Consider the following 17,890-nt stretch of genomic DNA (forward strand, 5'->3'; position numbering starts at 1 on the left):
TTGCCATTGATTTACGTAAATCTATGTCCGAAAAAACTAAATCCGCAGGCTTGCGATTCCGCCAAGCTATGCAGGAAGAAAAACCACTTCAAATTGTAGGCACAATATACGCTAACCACGCTTTATTAGCTACGCAAGTAGGCTTCAAAGCTATATATCTATCGGGCGGGGGCGTATCCGCAGGGTCCTTAGGCGTACCTGACTTAGGGATTATCACTTTGCAAGATGTTTTGATAGACATTGATCGTATCACTAACGTAACCGATACACCCTTATTAGTAGATGTAGATACAGGTTTTGGTCCCTCGGCATATAACATTGCTCGCACAGTAAAGGCATTGATTAAATACGGTGCCGCAGCTCTACACATAGAAGACCAAGCAGGTGCTAAGCGATGCGGGCATCGTCCAGGTAAATCCGTAGTTAGCAAAGAAGAAATGGTAGATAGAATAAAAGCCGCCGTAGATGCCCGAACCGACGAATACTTTGTCATCGGTGCAAGAACTGATGCATTAGCTACGGAAACCGTTGAGCAAACTTTGGAACGAGCTATTGCCTATCAAGACGCAGGAGCAGACTTTTTATTTTTAGAAGCCGTTACCAATATTGAGCTATACACTACTTTCGCAAAAGCCTTAAAAATTCCCATTTTAGCCAACATTACAGAGTTCGGGATGACGCCTTTATACACATTAGAAGAGCTTCGTAATGCAGGAGTGGGATTAGTTCTCTATCCACTTTCTGCTTTTCGAGCAGCGAATAAAGCCGCTCAGAAAGTATACGAACATATTCGCAAAGAAGGTACTCAAAAAAACGTACTTGACCAAATGCAAACTCGCCAAGAGCTATATGAATGTATAGGCTATTACGAATATGAGAGAAAATTAGACGAACTGTATAAACAAAAATAAACAATAAAAACTATGGGAGCATTTAACGAAACAACTTTCAAACCTAAAAAAAGTGTAGCTTTATCAGGCATAGCCGCAGGTAATACTGCCCTCTGTACCGTAGGACAAACAGGAAATGACCTATACTATCGCGGATACGATATATTAGAATTGGCAGAAAAAGCCGAGTTTGAGGAAATTGCTTATTTGCTCATTTACGGAGAACTGCCCACACTTGCTCAATACAAAAACTATAAAAACCGTTTGCGTACTTTACGAGGTTTGCCCTATACTTTGAAAAAAATTTTACAGCATCTTCCTGCATCTGCCCATCCTATGGATGTGATGCGTACCGCGGTATCTGTACTGGGCATGTTAGAACCTGAACCTGAAAGCCATAATCTTTCAAGCACAAGAGAAATTGCCGATAGACTGTTAGCTTGCTTACCTTCCGCATTGTTGTACTGGTATCATTTTTCGCATAATGGGCGCGAAATTGAAGTAGAAACCGATGATAATAGCGTAGGGGCGCACTTTTTGCACTTGCTTCATGGTCAAAAACCCTCTGTATCTTGGGAAAAAGCCATGCATGTTTCTTTGATTTTATACGCAGAGCATGAATTTAACGCTTCTACATTTACAGCACGAGTTATAGCAGGTACAAATTCCGATATCTATGCCGCAGTAACTGGAGCAATAGGCGCGCTTAAAGGTCCCAAACACGGCGGTGCTAATGAAGCTGCTTTTGACATTCAAAGCCGCTATACCTCACCCGAAGCCGCAGAAGAAGATATCCGCAAACGTTTAGCTAATAAAGAAATTATCATAGGTTTTGGGCATCCGGTTTACACAGAACGAGACCCACGAAATGTAGTCATTAAGAAAATAGCTAAACAACTGTCCGAAGAAGCAGGAGACATGCTTTTGTACAATATTGCTGAACGCTTAGAAGCTCTAATGTGGAACGAGAAAAAAATGTTCCCTAACTTAGATTGGTTTTCTGCGGTATCATATCATCGCATGGGCATACCTAAATTGATGTTTACGCCTGTTTTTGTTATTTCAAGACTAACAGGCTGGGTAGCCCACATTATTGAGCAAAGACAAGACAACAAAATTATTCGCCCCAGCGCAAACTATATTGGTCCCGAACCTAGACCTTTCGTTCGTATTGAACAACGTTAATTATTTTGAATATGTCTGCATACATTCCCAACGAAAGACCACAACCCGATGCGGTTTTGGTTGACGTAGCCAACTACGTACTCAACTATCAAATTCAAAGTGATTTAGCTTGGAAAACCGCACACTATTGTTTATTAGATTCTATTGGTTGCGGTTTAGAAGCTTTGTCTTATCCCGAATGTACTAAATTACTCGGACCTATTGTCAAAGGTACAATTGTGCCAAATGGGGCAAGAGTATTCGGTACGCAGTTCCAATTAGACCCTGTACAAGCTGCTTTTAACATAGGCACAATCATTCGTTGGCTAGATTACAACGACACTTGGTTAGCTGCTGAATGGGGACATCCTTCAGACAATCTGGGTGCTATTTTAGCTGTGGCAGACTGGTTATCACGCGAAGCCGTAGCCCAAGGTAAAAAACCTTTTGTTATTAAAAACGTGTTAGATGCCATGATACGTGCGTATGAAATACAAGGTGTGTTTGCTCTGGAGAATGCTTTTAACCGGGTAGGATTAGACCACGTTATATTAGTCAAGTTAGCTTCTACGGCTGTAGCAGGTAAGTTACTAGGACTAACGCAAGAGGAACTTATCAATGCTATTTCGCATGTATTTGTAGATGGGCATCCTTTGCGTACTTATCGCCATTCACCTAATACAGGTAGCCGCAAGTCTTGGGCAGCAGGCGATGCTACTTCTCGCGCCGTACGCTTAGCTCTGATTGCTAAAACAGGCGAAATGGGATATCCTTCTGTGCTAACGGCAAAAACTTGGGGCTTTTACGATGTGCTATTTAAAGGCAATTCTTTCAAATTCCAACGTGCTTTTGGTTCGTACGTCATGGAGAACGTACTGCTCAAAATCTCATTCCCTGCTGAATTTCACGGACAAACTGCTGCCGAAGCAGCTATGGTTATTCACCACAAACTCAAATCTCTCAACAAAACCGCAGAGGACATTAAAAAAATTACTATCCGCACGCATGAAGCTGCTATTCGCATCATTGATAAAAAAGGCAAATTAAACAATCCCGCAGACAGGGACCATTGCATACAGTATATTGTAGCCATTCCCTTACTCTATGGGCGACTAACTTCCGAAGACTATGAAGACCACGTAGCCGCTGACCCAAGAATTGACATTTTGAGAGATAAAATTACCTGCGTAGAAGACCCTCAATTTACAAAAGACTACCACGACCCTGACAAACGCTCTATTGCCAATGCCCTTACAGTAGAACTCAATGATGGTACGGTATTGGATGAGGTAGTGGTAGAATATCCGATTGGACACAAGCGCAGGCGTGAAGAGGGGATTCCTGAATTGCTTAAAAAATTCAAGACAAATTTAGCAAGGCGCTATCCGCACAAACAGCAGCAGCTTATTTTAGACCTTGCGTTGGATTATGAGAGGTTAGTGGCTACTCCTGTGCATGAATTTATGGATATTTTAGTAATTTAATTTTTTGGGCGTGCCCTTGCCCACACTTCGCTTGCGCTCGTGTGGGCAAGGTCGGCGTGCTTCGGGCTACGCTAACGCTTCGGTGCTACGCTTCGCTCCGCACTGGGCTAACGCCCACCCTCCGCATGCCTCACGCAAGAAATCTCTGAAACCATCATTTCTCCGTGTGTTATGCAAGGTTTTAGCTTGTAAGTACTTGTACTTCAAGCTTAAACAAGGTAAAGACATAATGACACAGGTCATTTGCGTGAGGGGCATGGAGCATGCCGTTAGGCAGTGCGCAGCGTTAGCGAAGCACCGAAGCGAAGCGCAGTGCGGAATGCCCCGACCCTTGCGCAGCAAGGGGCACGCCCAAAAAATTAAAACCATTTTTTAGACCTACGTTTTTGATATTACTCTCATTTGAAAAAACATAATTTCTTCCCCTTTTAATTGGGCTTATACTTCCTTTTTGATTTTACCGTATTTTTGTTGATGAGTATGAACAATAAGTCTTTGTTTTTCATAGTATTTTCTATTTTTTGTATTGCCTGCGGAGGAAGTAAGAGTAAAGTAAAAAACAACAGCAACCATTTAGATAGCCCAGAATATAAAAAAGAAGCCAAAGCCGTGATATTATTTGATGCTACAAAAGCAGAAATGGCAGGTAACGCAGATTGGGTTATTGATGCAGATAAATATAATTTAGGCACATTAGATAATGGCAAAATAGGGATCAGCAAAAAAGGAGAAGCCAATCCTCAAAGATATCCTACCCCAAGCGTAGATAAAATCACCCCTTCAGACCCTGAAGATATTTGGAAAGGGGCACTATCTGCATGGGCAATTAGCTTAGTCAAAGCAGGATATAGCGTAGAAACTTTACCCTACGATGCTAAAATCACTTACAAAGATCCAAATAACCCGCAGGATTTGAGTAAATACAAAGTCTTTGTAGTATGCGAACCTAATATTCCTTTTACTGCTGACGAAAAAAAAGCCATTTTAGCTTTTGTACGTGATGGCGGAGGATTGTTCATGATAGCAGACCACCATAAATCTGACCGCAACAATGATGGATGCGATTCGCCTTGTGTATGGAATGACTTAATGGAAACTAATCCCTTTGGAATGCAGTTCGACCAAAAGTACTACAACGAAACAACCGAAAACATTCTTACCTCTGACAACAACATCATCAATGGAGTGCATGGAAAAGTAAGAAAAGTCAAGTTCAGTGGAGGCACTTCTTTGACCTTGTTTCCTTCTGTAAATCCAACAGTTAAAGGAATAATTTACAGTAGAAAAGGTCAATTAAATGGTGAAAAAGAGGTTTTTTGTGCGTATGCCCTATATGGGCGAGGTAAAGTAGTAGCTTTGGGAGATAGTTCCCCTGCTGATGATGGCACAGGCGATCCTAATGACAAACTCTACAAAGGTTGGACAGAGATGCAAGGACATGCTCCGCTCATTCTTAATGCTACGGAATGGCTAGCTAAATAACTATTTGAGGTTGTTTTTTGGTAACTATCCTGTTGTAAATAATCAAAAAGCCCTTCAAGTTATTTTTGAAGGGCTTTTTTTGAAAGTAGCTTTGACTTATTTGCTAACTACCATTTTAAGCGTTTTTGTACCTAATCCATCTGTAACGTTCATATAGTAGATACCAGAAGGTAGGTGGCTAGCGTCAAATTGGAGAGTATGCGTACCAGGAGCATAGCTATCTTGATGTTGATATACTGTCCTACCCATCATATCTACTACGTTGAACACTAAATTTGTATTTTTTTCTACGTTAAATACAACGTTTGTAGTAGTGCTAAATGGATTAGGAATATTTTGAGAAAGTTCAAACTGTGCAAATCCGCTTTCATTGATAGAAGTAGCGCCATCATAAGGTCTGCTTTGAGGATTCCATTCTGTCCAGCCATCTGTCCATAGCGGACCACCTGTGGCAGGGAACGCACCTTTGTAGTTTACAGTAGTAAAGAATGGATCAGAAAGGGGAGTATGGGCAAAGCTAGCGGTTCCTAATGCAGGAGAGCCTACCTTTAAGCTAGCAATAGGGTTGTTTAATGGAGAAGTATTGTCAGTAATGTTTTCAAATTTTACTTCGGCAATAGTAACTAAGGTGTCATTGTTGAACGCACTATTTTTAATCCAAGCGCGAGGTAAGAAAGAACCACTATTAGGCAGCCAAGTGTTAGCAGTGTTTTTATGTCCTGCGAAGATGTTGTTACGGAAGTGAATACTATCTGCTTGTGCTGCTTGGACAGAAGCAGGTTCAAAACGAAGTTCAGAGGGATAGCCTGCAAAAATAGAGTTATACACATAATACAAGGAGTTACGACGAATACGTGCAGCGTGTCCATATTTAGGATTAAATGAGCTTGAAAAAGCAAGCGGACCTACAATAGTCATGTTGGAAATAGTAGGCTGAGTACGTGGAGTAGCAAAATCGGGTACATTATTATTATCGCTTTCTAATCCGTTGCTATCTCCTGCGGCATCAGCTATAGCAGGGTCGCAAACAATATAAACAAACTGCAATCTACCTTGATAGCCGAAGTCTGTGTCAATTTTATCATCTACACCTGCATAGCCTACTAAATATTTAGCATCTACTGTACCTCCAAAAAATTCAAAGTCATCGTCGTTGCCGTAAGAGCATTGGATGTATTCTAACTTTGTACCTCTACCTACACCATAGCAAGAAAGTGAGTTAACTTCACTGTTGGGTGCAATAGGGTGACCTGCATATTCTATACGTACATAGCGCATAATTCCTGAATCATCGTTAGGATCTGTGCCTGGCACAAGCGGGTCATTGCTAGGAGGTGTGGATGGATTCAAGTCATGATCTACTTGGAAGTTACCTCCCTCAATTGTGATAGATTTATTGATAGGTGCTTTACCTACAATGATAATTCCTGCCCAATCTCCTGTGGCACGGCTACCAGGTGCAGAAGCCGAAGTGAATACAATAGGTTCAGTTGCTGTGCCTTGTGCGTCGATCTTAGCCCCGCGGTCAATTATGAGTGTGCCAATTCCTGCACTGCTTACTTTTCCTTTAATGATAGTACCCGCAGGAATAGTCAAAGTAGCACCAGGGCGTACATACACAGGTCGGTCAAGGATGTAGATAGTATCCTTGCTCAAAGTTCGGTTACTGGTAATATTCCCTGATGTGCTTAGCAGTTTAGTAGGCTTTTGTGCGGATGCACTCAAAGTGATACCTACTAAGAACGCCAAAATAAACGTTTGCTTTTTCATAGATTTGAATTTTGCACAAAACAAGCACTCATGTATTAAGCAAACATGAACAAACTATTAGAATTGAATAATTTTATTGTAACCTAAATGTTATTTTGTCAAATAGGCGTTTTTGATCAGATTAACTTTTTATTTTTTGGGCGTGCCCCTTGCTGACGCAAGGGTCGGGGCATTCCGCACTGCGCTTCGCTTCGGTACTTCGCTGCGCTTCGTACTGCCCTTACGGGCATGCTCCATGCCCCTCACGCGAACAACCTTTGCAATTATGTCTCTACCTTGTTTATGCTTAAAATACAATCTCTTACAAACTAAAACCTTGCATAAGAAACAGAGAAACGATGGTTTCAGAGATCCCTTGCGTGAGGCATGCGAAGGGTGGGCGTTAGCCCAGTGCGGAGCGAAGCGCAGCACCGAAGCGATAGCGTAGCCCGTAGCACGCCGACCTTGTGGGCTTTTGCCCACAAGGGCACGCCCAAAAAAATAAAATAAACCATCAAACTAAACTAAAAGCACACTCAACCCACTTTCTTGCTAATTCTAATTTTGATTTAACTTTGTGTTCTATGAAAACAAAAATTATTGTTGTAATCTATTTGTTATTTTGTGGCTTTAAGCTTGTTTTTGGACAATACGACACCTTAAAAGTAGCCAGCGTAGGGGACATTATGTTCCATGAGGCACAGTACCAAACTGCACAAATAGGTAACACAGGCAAATACAACTTTGAACCTTCTTTTAGACATGTCAAGCCTATATTCAAAAAGTACGATTTGGTAATAGGTAACTTAGAAACTACCTTAAGCCCAACTCCACCTTTTTCAGGTTATCCTCAATTTGCCAGCCCTGATACAATTGCTTATTTTTTGAAGGAAGCTAACTTTAATTTTATCGTTACAGCTAATAACCATTGTTTAGATAGAGGTCCTAAGGGACTTATTTACACAAAGCGCGCTTTGGAACGAAACCACCTTGCCACCACAGGTACTTTTTACAATCAAGAAGATAGGGATAAAAACTATCCTTTTATTTGGCAAAAAGGTAACTTTACAATTGCGATACTCAATTGTACCTACGGAACTAACGGTATGCCTATAACTCCTCCCGTAAAAACTAACTTAATAGATACTGTTCAGATGCTGGAAGACCTTGAAAAAGCCAAATTGTCTAAACCTGATGCTATAATTTTAGCTATTCATTGGGGCGAAGAGTACCAACTTTTTCCAAATGCCTTTCAAAAAAAGATAGCCAACTTTGCTTTTAGAAACGGAGTGGATATTATTTTAGGTTCACATCCTCATGTGTTACAGCCCCTAGAAAAGCAGGAAGTAGTTTATCAAGGTAAAAAGAAAACTTGCTACGTCATTTACTCGTTAGGGAATTTTATTTCAAACATGCGTGGGGAAACGCCCCGATGGCGATACACAGAAGGCGGAATTATATTTACCTTTGAAATACTGAAACACAAAGAAAGTGGCACTATTTCTTTTCAAAAATTGAGATACATTCCCGTTTGGGTATGGCAAGAAAATCAAGGACTAGCAGGTGCAAATTTTCAAGTTTTACCTTGTGCTAAATATGAATTTGACAGCAAAAACCTGCGCTTGACAGACTATGATAAACGCCACATTAAGCAATTTTTATCCGATACGCGAAAACATTTAGATAACCGCAAGTTGGATTTTATAGAGCAAAATTTAGATGAATATTGAGGTTTGAAGAGTAGTTTAGGTTTCTACTGGTTACTCAAACTTTGCACAAAGAGGTAGAGTGCATGTAGCTAAAAAATGCATATACTTGAGCTGATTTTATACTCATTTTGAGGTATTTATACAGGTCAAGTTTTGAGTAGTTGGGTTTAGTGAAGGTATTTTTGCGTGAGGCATGCGAAGGGCGTGCGTCAGCACGGTGCGGAGCGAAGCGCAGCACCGAAGCGATAGCGTAGCCCGTAGCACGCCGACCTTGCCCAAGCGAGCGCAGCGAGCATTGGGCAAGGGCACGCCCAAAAAACTAAAATTCTACATAATTTTAATTACCGACGTTTTTCAACGCTTTGGATTTTTATCAACAATTTGTAACTTTGCGAAAAAGCAGATTCCAAATGAATACCATACGCCAATCTTTACTTGCTATTGTTCTTATTTTGTCATCGTGCGGCATACAAAAGCAGATTTTTGCTTCTCACCTCTCTGGTGGAGAAATTACCTTTGTGTGCATCAGCGGTAACAATTATGAAGTATATCTTACCCTATATCGGGATTGCTCAGGCATTCCTCTTGGGACTTTTCATACCGTACAAGTGTGTGGTCCTGCTACTCCTAGTAGTATTAACTTAACCGTTGTACCTCGCCCAATTGGAACCCCTGGCGACTCAGAGGGCTTCGAGGATATTACTCCACTTTGTGGAGGTTCTTCCTTGTGTGTAGGTGGAACAGCTACAGTGGGCTATTCGAAAGCTGTACTAAAAGGTAACTTTACAGTTACAGGTACCCCTTCTTTAACTAACCCAATTGTACTAAGCTATAACACTTGCTGCAGAAATATTTTGACAAATAGCTCCTGTTCAGGCTTTTACATTGACACACGGATTTATTACCATGTTATGGGAGGATGCAATAATAACAGCCCCACCTTTTTAGCCAATCAAACAGGTTTTGCTTGTTTAAGCCAACCCTTCGTCTATAACAATACTGCATTTGACCCTGATGGCGATGAGCTACGGTACTACCTTGTTACCCCATGGGAAAATCCGCCTAGTCCTTGCAATGGTACCCCTAGCAGCTGTGTTTATAGTACTCCATATACCCAAGCAGTACCTATTGCTAGTTCATTAGCTCCTTGCGGGGTAGCTGTAGACTCTCTTAATGGTTCTCTTTCTTTCATTCCTAGTCAAGTGGGAAGATACATTTTTGCAGTTGAGGTAAGAGAGTACAGAACCTTACCTGTAATTGGTAGAGTCCATTTATCTACAGTTCGTAGGGATATTCAATTATTTGTAACTAACTGTCCAGGTTCTGGAGGTTCTCCTCCTACTATTACGGTTACAAGAGGTAGCACTGTAACCAATATTCCCGTAACAGTATCTTGTACCCCTTTGCCTGTTCAAGAAACAACAGTTTCTACCTGTGAGCTCATGCAACTGCAAATTGATGTTGAAGCTTCTGGTTCTCTTCCTTTAGGAACAAGTTTGATATTCAAGTTAGCAGGTGATTTCTTTGATGTACCTGTTAATCCCTCTAATGCTTACTGTGCTAATCCTCTACTTAATCGGGCTTGTGCAACGATTAGTGCAACATATCCAGGCAGTTATGTTCATAATCAAGGACTAGTAGCAACTTCACCCCCCTACAAAGCAGGATGTTTGATATCTTGGACACCCAAACAAGGTGATGTAGGTTCTAAGGTTATCTACATTTCAGTAGAATACTGTTCATCTATTGGTTCTATACCCTTCAAATTTACAGTACCTTACAGGATTAATGTACAACCTAATCCGATTACAGCCATTTTTGCCAGTGGGGGATGTGCAGGTGGAGTAACAGTTTTACAAGCAGTAGGTACAGGTGGTAGTCTTACCCCTTATTACTCCTGGAGTTTTGATGATGGTCTAACCTTCTCTACCCCAAGTAGTAGCCCCACTATTTCCCATGTTTTTCCTTCGGTAGGAACTTACGAAGTAATTATAAGAGTACAAGATGGTCCCACAGGGCAAGTGTGTTCACAAGTAAAAGTAACGGTAAATATAGTAGAATTTATCCCAGAACCTATATTGAGTACTGTAAATCCTCCGAAGGTATGTACGGGCGGCTCAATAACGTATGCGGTACCTGCTAGCTCGTATAAACCAGGCTGGGAATATACACTTAGCTTTGGTGATGGCTCACCCGATACTACTTTTAGTTATCTGAATGGTGTATCTTCTGTAACTCACATATATGCTTCGCCAGGTACGTATGTGTTAAATTATACTGTAAAGAATGACGCAGGCTGTGTAGCAACAGTTAGCCAATTTGTTACTGTACTTCCCCCTGTCGACGCTAATATTGCTGTTCAGAAAGACACAGTCTGCGAGGGTAGTCCTGTATTCATTGGTAATAATTCTGTACATGCAGATACCTACGAATGGCGATTCTTTGATAATACTACCTCTTTGCAGGTTCTTCCAACACGGACCGATACCACAGAAGCCAGCTTTTCAGTAACATTCCCTGGACCAGGTCAATACATGATACGCTTAACAGCTCTGAACGAACTTAGCTGCGCAGACATTGAAACCAAAATTATTACAGTACTTCCTTTGCCCGAAGCTAATGTATCTTTGAGTGATACAGTAGTCTGCATAGGTGAAAGCGTCCAATTTAATACTACAAACACAGGAAATTATGCTTGGGACTTTTCAGAAACAGGAATAAGTACTCCTTTGTATAATGTACCTAACCCTGTACGCGTATTTACTACCCCAGGTGTATACACAATTGGCTTTACAGCTTATGGTTCAGTCAATAGTTGTACAAAAACAATTTACCGAAAAGTAAGAGTTCTAGAAAAACCCAACCCTGATTTCTCTGCCACAGACACAGTGTTCTGCGTAGGTGAACCTATTCGCTTCAAAAATTTGACTACAATGAACAATAATGGACAAGCTATTTCTTATTACTGGACTTTTGGAGATGGAGGAACATCTACTGTAAAAAGTCCTACTTATGTGTATAACAGCCCTGGTACATACACCGTGTATTTAGAGGCTTCTACTTCTTACGGTGGTAAAACTTGTACTTATAGGGACTCCTTACGAGTAACTGCAATACCTAAACCTAAAATACACGATATTGTAGCTGTACCTGATTCTGCCGAGGCTACACCTTTCCAAACTGTAAATTTCACTCCTATTTACACTAGCCCTGTTCTACCTAATACCTTCGTATGGACATTTGGAGATAACACAGGTTCTTCAAATGAAGAAAATCCCTCTCATATTTACATAGATGCAGGGCTTTATCCTGTGCAGTTAGTGCTTACTAATGCAAACGGCTGCCGTGATACTTTTGTATTCCAAATGCGAGTTATTGATACAGACAGTTTGTGGATACCCAATATAGTTACTCCAAATAATGATGGCAAAAATGATGTTTTCAAAGTTAAGTATAAACAACTCAAAAGCTACCACATAGAAATATATAATCGTTGGGGCAATAAAGTTTATGAAAGTAATGATCCCAGCCAAGTGTGGGATCCTATCAAAGAGCAAGATGGTGTATATTACTATGTTGTTATTGCAGAAGGTAGATTTGGTACAAACTACAACAAAAAGGGGAATATAACGGTTATGCGATAAAGTTTTAGCCTTGTTTTGTTCTCTTCAAGCTGCGGAATAAAATGCTGCAGCTTTTTATTTTTTCAGCTACTTTGTGTTTGAGCAAGTTCAACGTATAAAGAGAAAATTGTGTGGGTAGAGCATAATCACTGACGCAACAAACAAAAAAAAATTAGTGTTAAAAATTTTTAAATAGTTTAACTTTTAGGATGTGTTTTGTAGGCATTTCGCTGCAATCATATCTACAAGATAGGCGTGTTGTAGGCTACGGGCGAAATACCCCGATCCTTGCGCAGCTAGGGGCACGCCCAAATAAAAATCAAATTATTAAAACCTGTATTAGATTAAGGTACATTTTCATAGCTTTGTACTCTCCTTTATGAAGGCAATTAAGGAACATTGTGGAATATTCGGCATTTTTAACAATCCTCTTGCGGCAAGGTACGTGTACTATGGCTTATATGCATTACAGCACAGAGGGCAGGAAGCCGCAGGAATTGTAACCGCTCAAATAGGTAAACAAATGTTTTATCATCATAGAGAGTTAGGGTTGGTAACCAAAGTTTTTGAACAAGATGCACTTTTTACTCAAGTCCTCAGGGGAAATATTGCCATTGGACATAACCGCTATTCTACGGCAGGGGAATCAGACAACAAATGTAACATCCAACCCTTAATTGGGGATTTCAAGGGTAGAACCATAGCCATAGCTCATAATGGGAATATTTCTAACGCCGCTATACTTCGCAAACATTTAGAAGACAGAGGATATGTTTTTGACTCAAATTCAGATACCGAAGTAATTATTCACCTTCTTAATGAAACTCACGAAACTGACTTGATTGAAGCACTTAAAAAAGCACTAGTTCATTTAGAAGGGGCTTTTTCATTGCTTATCATGACAAATGAAAGTCTGATTGCGGTAAGAGATAGCAAAGGCTTCAGACCTTTATGTGTAGGTAAAGTAGGACAAAGTTACTGTTTTGCAAGTGAAACCTGTGCCTTAGACCTTATTTCTGCAGATTTTGTTGCAGAGGTAGAACCTGGGCAGATTCACGAAGTTTCCCAAAAAGGTTATTTTGTACACACCTTTAAGCAGGATAAGCAGTTAGCACGTTGTATTTTTGAGTATATTTATTTTGCTCGCCCTGATAGTGTTATTTTTAGGCAATCTGTGGATAGCATACGCCGAAAATTTGGAAAAATTCTTGCCCATGAAGCACCTGTTCCACAAGCAGATGAGGAAGTAATTGTTACAAACGTCCCTGATTCAAGCAATATAGCTACGGTAGAATACGTGCATGAATGTCAGAAACTGGGCTACAAGTGCAGGTTAGAATTAGCTTTGATACGCAACCATTACATTGGTAGGACGTTCATTATGCCCCACCAAGATATGCGAGTGGATAGATTAAAACTCAAGTTCAATCCTGTCAAGGAAATTATTAAAAATAAAATTGTAGTGCTTGTAGATGATTCTATTGTACGTGGCAATACCTCTCGCACTCTTGTAAATATGATACGCCATGCGGGGGCAAGAGAAGTTCATTTTAGAATTACTTCTCCGCCGATTATCGATGCTTGTTATTATGGCATGGATTTTCCAAAAAAAACAGAGTTAATTGCTTACCAAATGCATGGGGATGTAGAAAAAATACGTGCCTTTTTAGGTGTAGATAGTTTAGCGTATTTGTCCAAAGAGGGGCTATTCAAAGCTGTAGGAGAGGTCTATAATGTTAATGAAAGCTATTGTTCAGCTTGCTTTACGGGGAAGCATCCTTATCCTGTGCATTATGATTGACAATATGTTAATTTTGTAAAGACGATGAAAGAAGGATAATTTTTAATTTTTTTGGCGTGCTTTTGCCCGCGTTTCGCTACACTCATGGGGGCAAGGTCGGCATGCTACGGGCTACATGCGGAATGCCCTGACCTTTGTGTAGCAAGGGGCATGCCCAAAAAAGAGAAACTAATTTTTCAGAGCTACAAATCAACAATATGGTATCTTGCTTTGAATGATTAAAGAAGATTTTCTGTGCAGCTATTTCAAGGTAATTCTGTTATTCAAATAAAGATACAAAGGTCTTAAAGTTGTTCAAATGTTTTTGTCTAAAATAGGTAACTTTTGTTAACAAACTATTTGGTTGTTTGAGTGCAGTTCAAGCAAAAAACGCAGCAGGATTTGCAGTCAGATTATGCAAATTTGTAGTGCTTTTCTGAATAATTTATGTACTTCTCTATACTCTAAAATTTTGAAAGTAATAGGTATTATTTTCTTTACTTTCCTGCCACTCCTGTACTATTTTTTTTTTCAATTTCAATATTCAAAGCAATGTCCACATCTTTTCTTACTTTTTGAGTGGGTGTTTTCTTATCGAGGTAGCCCTGCTTAGTAACCACAAGTTCATAATCTCCAGGCGGAATATCCTGAATTTCATACTTACCTTCATTATCCGTTATAGAAGAAAAGGGCGTTCCTGGGATATAGACTTTTGCACCTGCAATAGGTTCATTAGTTTCGTACTCTACTACTGTGCCACGAATTGCGCTTTGGGCCTGGCTGCTGCTTAGCCCTAAAAGCAAAATGATTGTTGAAAAAAGCAGTACAAAATATATTTTATGCATAAGCGTAGTTAGTTAAGAACTAAAACCTTATTCAGGAACTTGATGCACAAATATACAAAATTTCAGCAATAATTATACTGTGAATTAAAATTTTTCTTCCTTATACTTTCCTTGACTATGTAAAAGCCATCTGCGTATTTCAAAACTTATATCAGGATGTGTTTTACTACTAATTTGTTTGCCATCAGCAAATTTGAAGTTGACAAAAACTTTTACCTTTCCGTTGCCTTGATCTTCCAAATCAAAAACTATCGTAACAGGTTCATTGATTTTAAGCTTAGGTATTTTGACATCTTTGTATCGCATGCGAGCATAATCCCCATAGTATTGCCGCAACCCAAAACCTGCCATATACCCCTGAAGCTTAGCTTGAACTTTTTTTCTATCAGAAGCTTCATAGGTAGCTACAAAGCAGTTGTCTTTATTAAAACCACTATCCGGACAGATTACCTCTTCAAGGTTGGCGTTCATGTCGTACCTAATTTTATTGACCTGCATTTGATTAAGCTTATCTATGGGAGTAACTTGATAAGTAATAGCAGGTCCCGTGTAAGTCTGATAAGGTATTTGAGCTTTTAGAACATAAAAAACTACAATAAATACTGTTACAACAGTGCTTTTCATAGCCCAAAGCTAAAAATAAATTGAGCGCAAGTCAAGGTAATTCTAAAAAAATGACATTTTCTTAACATCAATTTTCATTTTTTATTGCTTTTGGCTATTGGCTATATTCTTTCTGCAATCCACGTGCCTAATAAGGTACTTGTAAAACAGAACACTACACTTAACAAGGTGTACAACGCACTTAGCAAAATTTGTTTTTCTGTCAAAAAATGAACGTTTTCATAGCTAAAAGTAGAGAAAGTACTTAGCCCACCGCAAAAACCTGTAATGAGCAAGTACCTGTATTCCACAGACAAAGTTTGCACATTAACTTTTTCTATCCATATACCTACTAAAAAGCTGGCTATAAGATTGGCTAAAAAAGTCCATACAGGAAAGAATGACACAAAGCTGCTATGTACAAATACATGGATGAGATAACGTACAGCACTACCTACACCTCCCCCTAAAAATACCAAGAGCACATTTTTGAGCATACAAACAAAATCTAGCTTTTTCTATCTAAAAGTCTAAAAAGAGATACAAACTTTTTGATGTGCTGATTTTGAAAGAATAGCAATCTTAGTTTGATTTTGGGAGATTAGCGGGATTCGAACCCGCGACCTTCAGAGCCACAATCTGACGCTCTAACCAACTGAGCTATAATCTCCATAAAAAACGGATTGCAAATTTAAGTACTATTTCTGAAAATGCAAATAAAATTGTGTTATTTTATGTATGCAACAAAATTAAATAGTCTTCCCCACCGCACACGACTCAAAAAACCTTTATGAATAGAATGCTCTCTATTTTTAAGCGAAAAGAAAATCATCCAAGCTTTACCTACAATGTGAGTTTCAGGGACAAAGCCCCAAAATCTGCTATCTAATGAATTACAACGGTTATCGCCCATCATGAAGTAATAGTCATATTTGAAAGTATATGTTTTTATGGGCATGCCATTTAGCTTGACCGTATTATTTTCAAAAGTGAGCTTACCTACGTTTTCAAATAACTCAATCGTTTTGCCGTACATGGCAAAAGTTTGCTCATTCATTTCAATAGTTGCTCCTTTTTTGGGAATATACAGAGGTCCGAAGTTATCAATATTCCAAGGGAAGAGCTTACTATTACCTGGAAACAAAGGTCTTTGCGGATCAACTAAACCCGCAGGCTGTATCAATTTTCTAACTTCACTAACTATTGCCCAAGTTTTAAGAATAGAAGCTTTTTCTTCGGAAGTGTGTATAAGGTAAGTACTGCTATCCCCAGGATAGCACTCCGTAATTCCAATTTCTAATAAACTTTCATCAGGTTCGTAAATAGTTTGACCGTTGATATCCTTCATATCAGTAGGTTGTGAAAGAGGCACATTTTTGGTCTTTACCAAGTAGGCATGTTGTCCATTTTTCGCAAAAGGAAGAGGTTTATTGTTAATAAACACCTGTCCATTAACTATTTTTAGACTATCCCCAGGAATACCTACGCATCGCTTGATATAGTTAGTTTTTTTATCTATTGGGCGGGAGAATTCAGGATCTTGGGGCGAAAACATATTACCAGGATAGTTAAACACTACTACGTCATTATTTTTTATTTTTTGCAAAGCAGGAAGACGAGAGTAAGGTAAAGAAACAGCATCGGAATAGGCTTTCATCCCAAGAAATTCTTGATGCGCAAAAGGAATAGCTAACGGCGTCATGGGGATGCGCGCTCCGTAGTGGAACTTACTCACAAAAAGATAGTCCCCTATAAGTAAGGATTTTTCCATAGAAGAAGTAGGAATCGTAAAAGCTTCAAACAAAAATGAACGTATCAGAATAGCTACTAATCCTGCAAAGATGATAGCATCAGCCCATTCTCTTAAACGGGATTTTTTTTCTTTAGCCATTTTGCCCGAAGGACCAATGTACTTGTATTCAGGTCTAAAAGCCAAGTAGGGAACATAGATATAAGGAAAAACGACAATGAGCAACTGTTCCCAAACCGAACTGCGGGGCGCTACTTCGCGCCTTACGTAAGTACCTTTAACTTGCTCGGTAACATATTTAACTTCATGTTTTTTTCTATAACATTGAGTAAGTTCTAACAGCATTCCCCCAAAAACCATGATGTTAAAGGCAGGTAGGGGAACAAAGAGAAGCCACCACCAAGGTCTGCCAATAATTTTAAGCCATACCCACCAGCCGTAGCCTGGAATAAGTGCGTGCCAACCTCTTACTTTGCTATGTAGTTCAGGTTTTTGTTTTCTAGCTTTTTCAAACAATACATACAGACCTGCAACAGTTAGGCAATAAAAAATAAGGTTGATAAGGATAAAAAGATTCATGTTTTGGTTTTGTACTGCAAAAATAAAAATAGTTTACAAAGTGCAACAGTTTAGACTTTTTCAAACCTCATGTGGCAAAAAATAACCTTAAAAGATAATTTTAGAAAGATAAGTTTCTTTTTTTGGGCGTGCCCCTTGCTGACGCAAGGGTCGGGGCATTCCGCACAACGCTACGCATCGGTACTTCGCTACGCGTCGGACTGCCCATGCGGGCATGCTTCATGCCCCACAC

16 protein-coding genes and 1 tRNA gene are annotated in these 17,890 nt (G+C 39.7%); 10 read left to right on the top strand and 7 right to left on the bottom strand.

Annotated features, from left to right (window positions below; translation table 11 throughout):
- Positions 1-23: 23 nt before the first annotated feature.
- The 5 genes from prpB to NZ519_00715 all read left to right on the top strand — a co-directional run bounded on the left by prpB (position 24) and on the right by NZ519_00715 (position 5,020).
- A complete protein-coding gene (gene prpB / locus NZ519_00695; protein ID MCS7027257.1) occupies positions 24-911 on the top strand; it encodes a methylisocitrate lyase in 888 nt (295 codons plus the stop codon).
- A gap of 12 nt (positions 912-923) precedes the next feature.
- The gene (gene prpC, locus NZ519_00700) at positions 924-2,075 is read left to right on the top strand and encodes a 2-methylcitrate synthase (protein ID MCS7027258.1); all 1,152 of its coding nucleotides are present in this window, start codon (positions 924-926) and stop codon (positions 2,073-2,075) included.
- A gap of 11 nt (positions 2,076-2,086) precedes the next feature.
- The gene (locus NZ519_00705) at positions 2,087-3,538 is read left to right on the top strand and encodes a bifunctional 2-methylcitrate dehydratase/aconitate hydratase (protein ID MCS7027259.1); all 1,452 of its coding nucleotides are present in this window, start codon (positions 2,087-2,089) and stop codon (positions 3,536-3,538) included.
- A gap of 4 nt (positions 3,539-3,542) precedes the next feature.
- Positions 3,543-3,914: a hypothetical protein gene (locus NZ519_00710; protein MCS7027260.1), complete on the top strand. Its 372-nt coding sequence runs from the start codon at positions 3,543-3,545 to the stop codon at positions 3,912-3,914.
- Between the two features lie 104 nt (positions 3,915-4,018).
- Positions 4,019-5,020, top strand: a complete 1,002-nt coding sequence (locus NZ519_00715) for a DUF4350 domain-containing protein (GenBank protein MCS7027261.1) — start codon at positions 4,019-4,021, stop codon at positions 5,018-5,020.
- Positions 5,021-5,116: 96 nt separating this feature from the next.
- Here the strand turns inward: NZ519_00715 and NZ519_00720 are convergent, their stop codons facing one another.
- Together NZ519_00720 and NZ519_00725 are read right to left on the bottom strand one after the other, a co-directional pair.
- Positions 5,117-6,790 (bottom strand): T9SS type A sorting domain-containing protein, encoded by a 1,674-nt coding sequence (locus NZ519_00720; protein ID MCS7027262.1) that lies wholly within the window; start codon positions 6,788-6,790, stop codon positions 5,117-5,119.
- A gap of 129 nt (positions 6,791-6,919) precedes the next feature.
- Positions 6,920-7,252 (bottom strand): hypothetical protein, encoded by a 333-nt coding sequence (locus NZ519_00725; protein ID MCS7027263.1) that lies wholly within the window; start codon positions 7,250-7,252, stop codon positions 6,920-6,922.
- Here NZ519_00725 and NZ519_00730 point away from each other — a divergent pair.
- From NZ519_00730 to NZ519_00750, 5 genes are all read left to right on the top strand, one after another.
- Positions 7,237-8,499 carry a CapA family protein gene (locus NZ519_00730; GenBank protein ID MCS7027264.1) on the top strand — a complete coding sequence of 421 codons (1,263 nt, stop codon included), beginning with the start codon at positions 7,237-7,239 and terminating at the stop codon, positions 8,497-8,499. The genes NZ519_00725 and NZ519_00730 overlap by 16 nt on opposite strands.
- A 172-nt stretch (positions 8,500-8,671) precedes the next feature.
- Entirely contained in the window at positions 8,672-9,013 is a 342-nt protein-coding gene (locus NZ519_00735; GenBank protein ID MCS7027265.1) for a hypothetical protein, read from the top strand.
- Complete coding sequence (locus NZ519_00740) at positions 8,931-12,122, top strand: PKD domain-containing protein (GenBank protein MCS7027266.1); 3,192 nt, start codon at positions 8,931-8,933, stop codon at positions 12,120-12,122. Before NZ519_00735 ends, NZ519_00740 begins: the two co-directional genes overlap by 83 nt.
- Positions 12,123-12,480: 358 nt before the next feature.
- Positions 12,481-13,902 carry an amidophosphoribosyltransferase gene (gene purF / locus NZ519_00745; GenBank protein MCS7027267.1) on the top strand — a complete coding sequence of 474 codons (1,422 nt, stop codon included), beginning with the start codon at positions 12,481-12,483 and terminating at the stop codon, positions 13,900-13,902.
- 51 nt (positions 13,903-13,953) lie between these two features.
- Entirely contained in the window at positions 13,954-14,124 is a 171-nt protein-coding gene (locus tag NZ519_00750; protein ID MCS7027268.1) for a hypothetical protein, read from the top strand.
- Positions 14,125-14,378: 254 nt separating this feature from the next.
- On the opposite strand, the gene NZ519_00755 is transcribed toward NZ519_00750, so the two are convergent.
- From NZ519_00755 to lepB, 5 genes are all read right to left on the bottom strand, one after another.
- On the bottom strand, positions 14,379-14,726 hold the full coding sequence (locus tag NZ519_00755; protein ID MCS7027269.1) for a carboxypeptidase-like regulatory domain-containing protein: 348 nt from the start codon (positions 14,724-14,726) through the stop codon (positions 14,379-14,381).
- Between the two features lie 84 nt (positions 14,727-14,810).
- Positions 14,811-15,350, bottom strand: coding sequence for a hypothetical protein (locus NZ519_00760; protein MCS7027270.1), 540 nt, complete (start codon positions 15,348-15,350; stop codon positions 14,811-14,813).
- A gap of 101 nt (positions 15,351-15,451) precedes the next feature.
- Positions 15,452-15,826, bottom strand: coding sequence for a fluoride efflux transporter CrcB (gene crcB / locus NZ519_00765; protein ID MCS7027271.1), 375 nt, complete (start codon positions 15,824-15,826; stop codon positions 15,452-15,454).
- 99 nt (positions 15,827-15,925) lie between these two features.
- Positions 15,926-15,999: transfer RNA gene (locus NZ519_00770), tRNA-His, on the bottom strand.
- A 57-nt stretch (positions 16,000-16,056) separates the two neighbouring features.
- Complete coding sequence (lepB, locus tag NZ519_00775) at positions 16,057-17,658, bottom strand: signal peptidase I (GenBank protein ID MCS7027272.1); 1,602 nt, start codon at positions 17,656-17,658, stop codon at positions 16,057-16,059.
- Positions 17,659-17,890 lie beyond the last annotated feature (232 nt).

Source organism: Bacteroidia bacterium, from assembly GCA_025056095.1.
GTDB lineage: Bacteria > Bacteroidota > Bacteroidia > JANWVE01 > JANWVE01 > JANWVE01.

What these genes read in the sequence shown, in the direction of transcription:
- prpB (MCS7027257.1), top strand. Translation starts at nt 24, where the DNA reads ATGTCCGAAAAAACTAAATCCGCAGGCTTGCGATTCCGCCAAGCTATG.
- NZ519_00760 (MCS7027270.1), bottom strand. Translation starts at nt 15,350, where the DNA reads ATGAAAAGCACTGTTGTAACAGTATTTATTGTAGTTTTTTATGTTCTA.
- lepB (MCS7027272.1), bottom strand. Translation starts at nt 17,658, where the DNA reads ATGAATCTTTTTATCCTTATCAACCTTATTTTTTATTGCCTAACTGTT.
- NZ519_00755 (MCS7027269.1), bottom strand. Translation starts at nt 14,726, where the DNA reads ATGCATAAAATATATTTTGTACTGCTTTTTTCAACAATCATTTTGCTT.
- crcB (MCS7027271.1), bottom strand. Translation starts at nt 15,826, where the DNA reads ATGCTCAAAAATGTGCTCTTGGTATTTTTAGGGGGAGGTGTAGGTAGT.
- NZ519_00720 (MCS7027262.1), bottom strand. Translation starts at nt 6,790, where the DNA reads ATGAAAAAGCAAACGTTTATTTTGGCGTTCTTAGTAGGTATCACTTTG.
- NZ519_00715 (MCS7027261.1), top strand. Translation starts at nt 4,019, where the DNA reads ATGAACAATAAGTCTTTGTTTTTCATAGTATTTTCTATTTTTTGTATT.
- prpC (MCS7027258.1), top strand. Translation starts at nt 924, where the DNA reads ATGGGAGCATTTAACGAAACAACTTTCAAACCTAAAAAAAGTGTAGCT.
- NZ519_00705 (MCS7027259.1), top strand. Translation starts at nt 2,087, where the DNA reads ATGTCTGCATACATTCCCAACGAAAGACCACAACCCGATGCGGTTTTG.
- purF (MCS7027267.1), top strand. Translation starts at nt 12,481, where the DNA reads ATGAAGGCAATTAAGGAACATTGTGGAATATTCGGCATTTTTAACAAT.
- NZ519_00735 (MCS7027265.1), top strand. Translation starts at nt 8,672, where the DNA reads ATGCGAAGGGCGTGCGTCAGCACGGTGCGGAGCGAAGCGCAGCACCGA.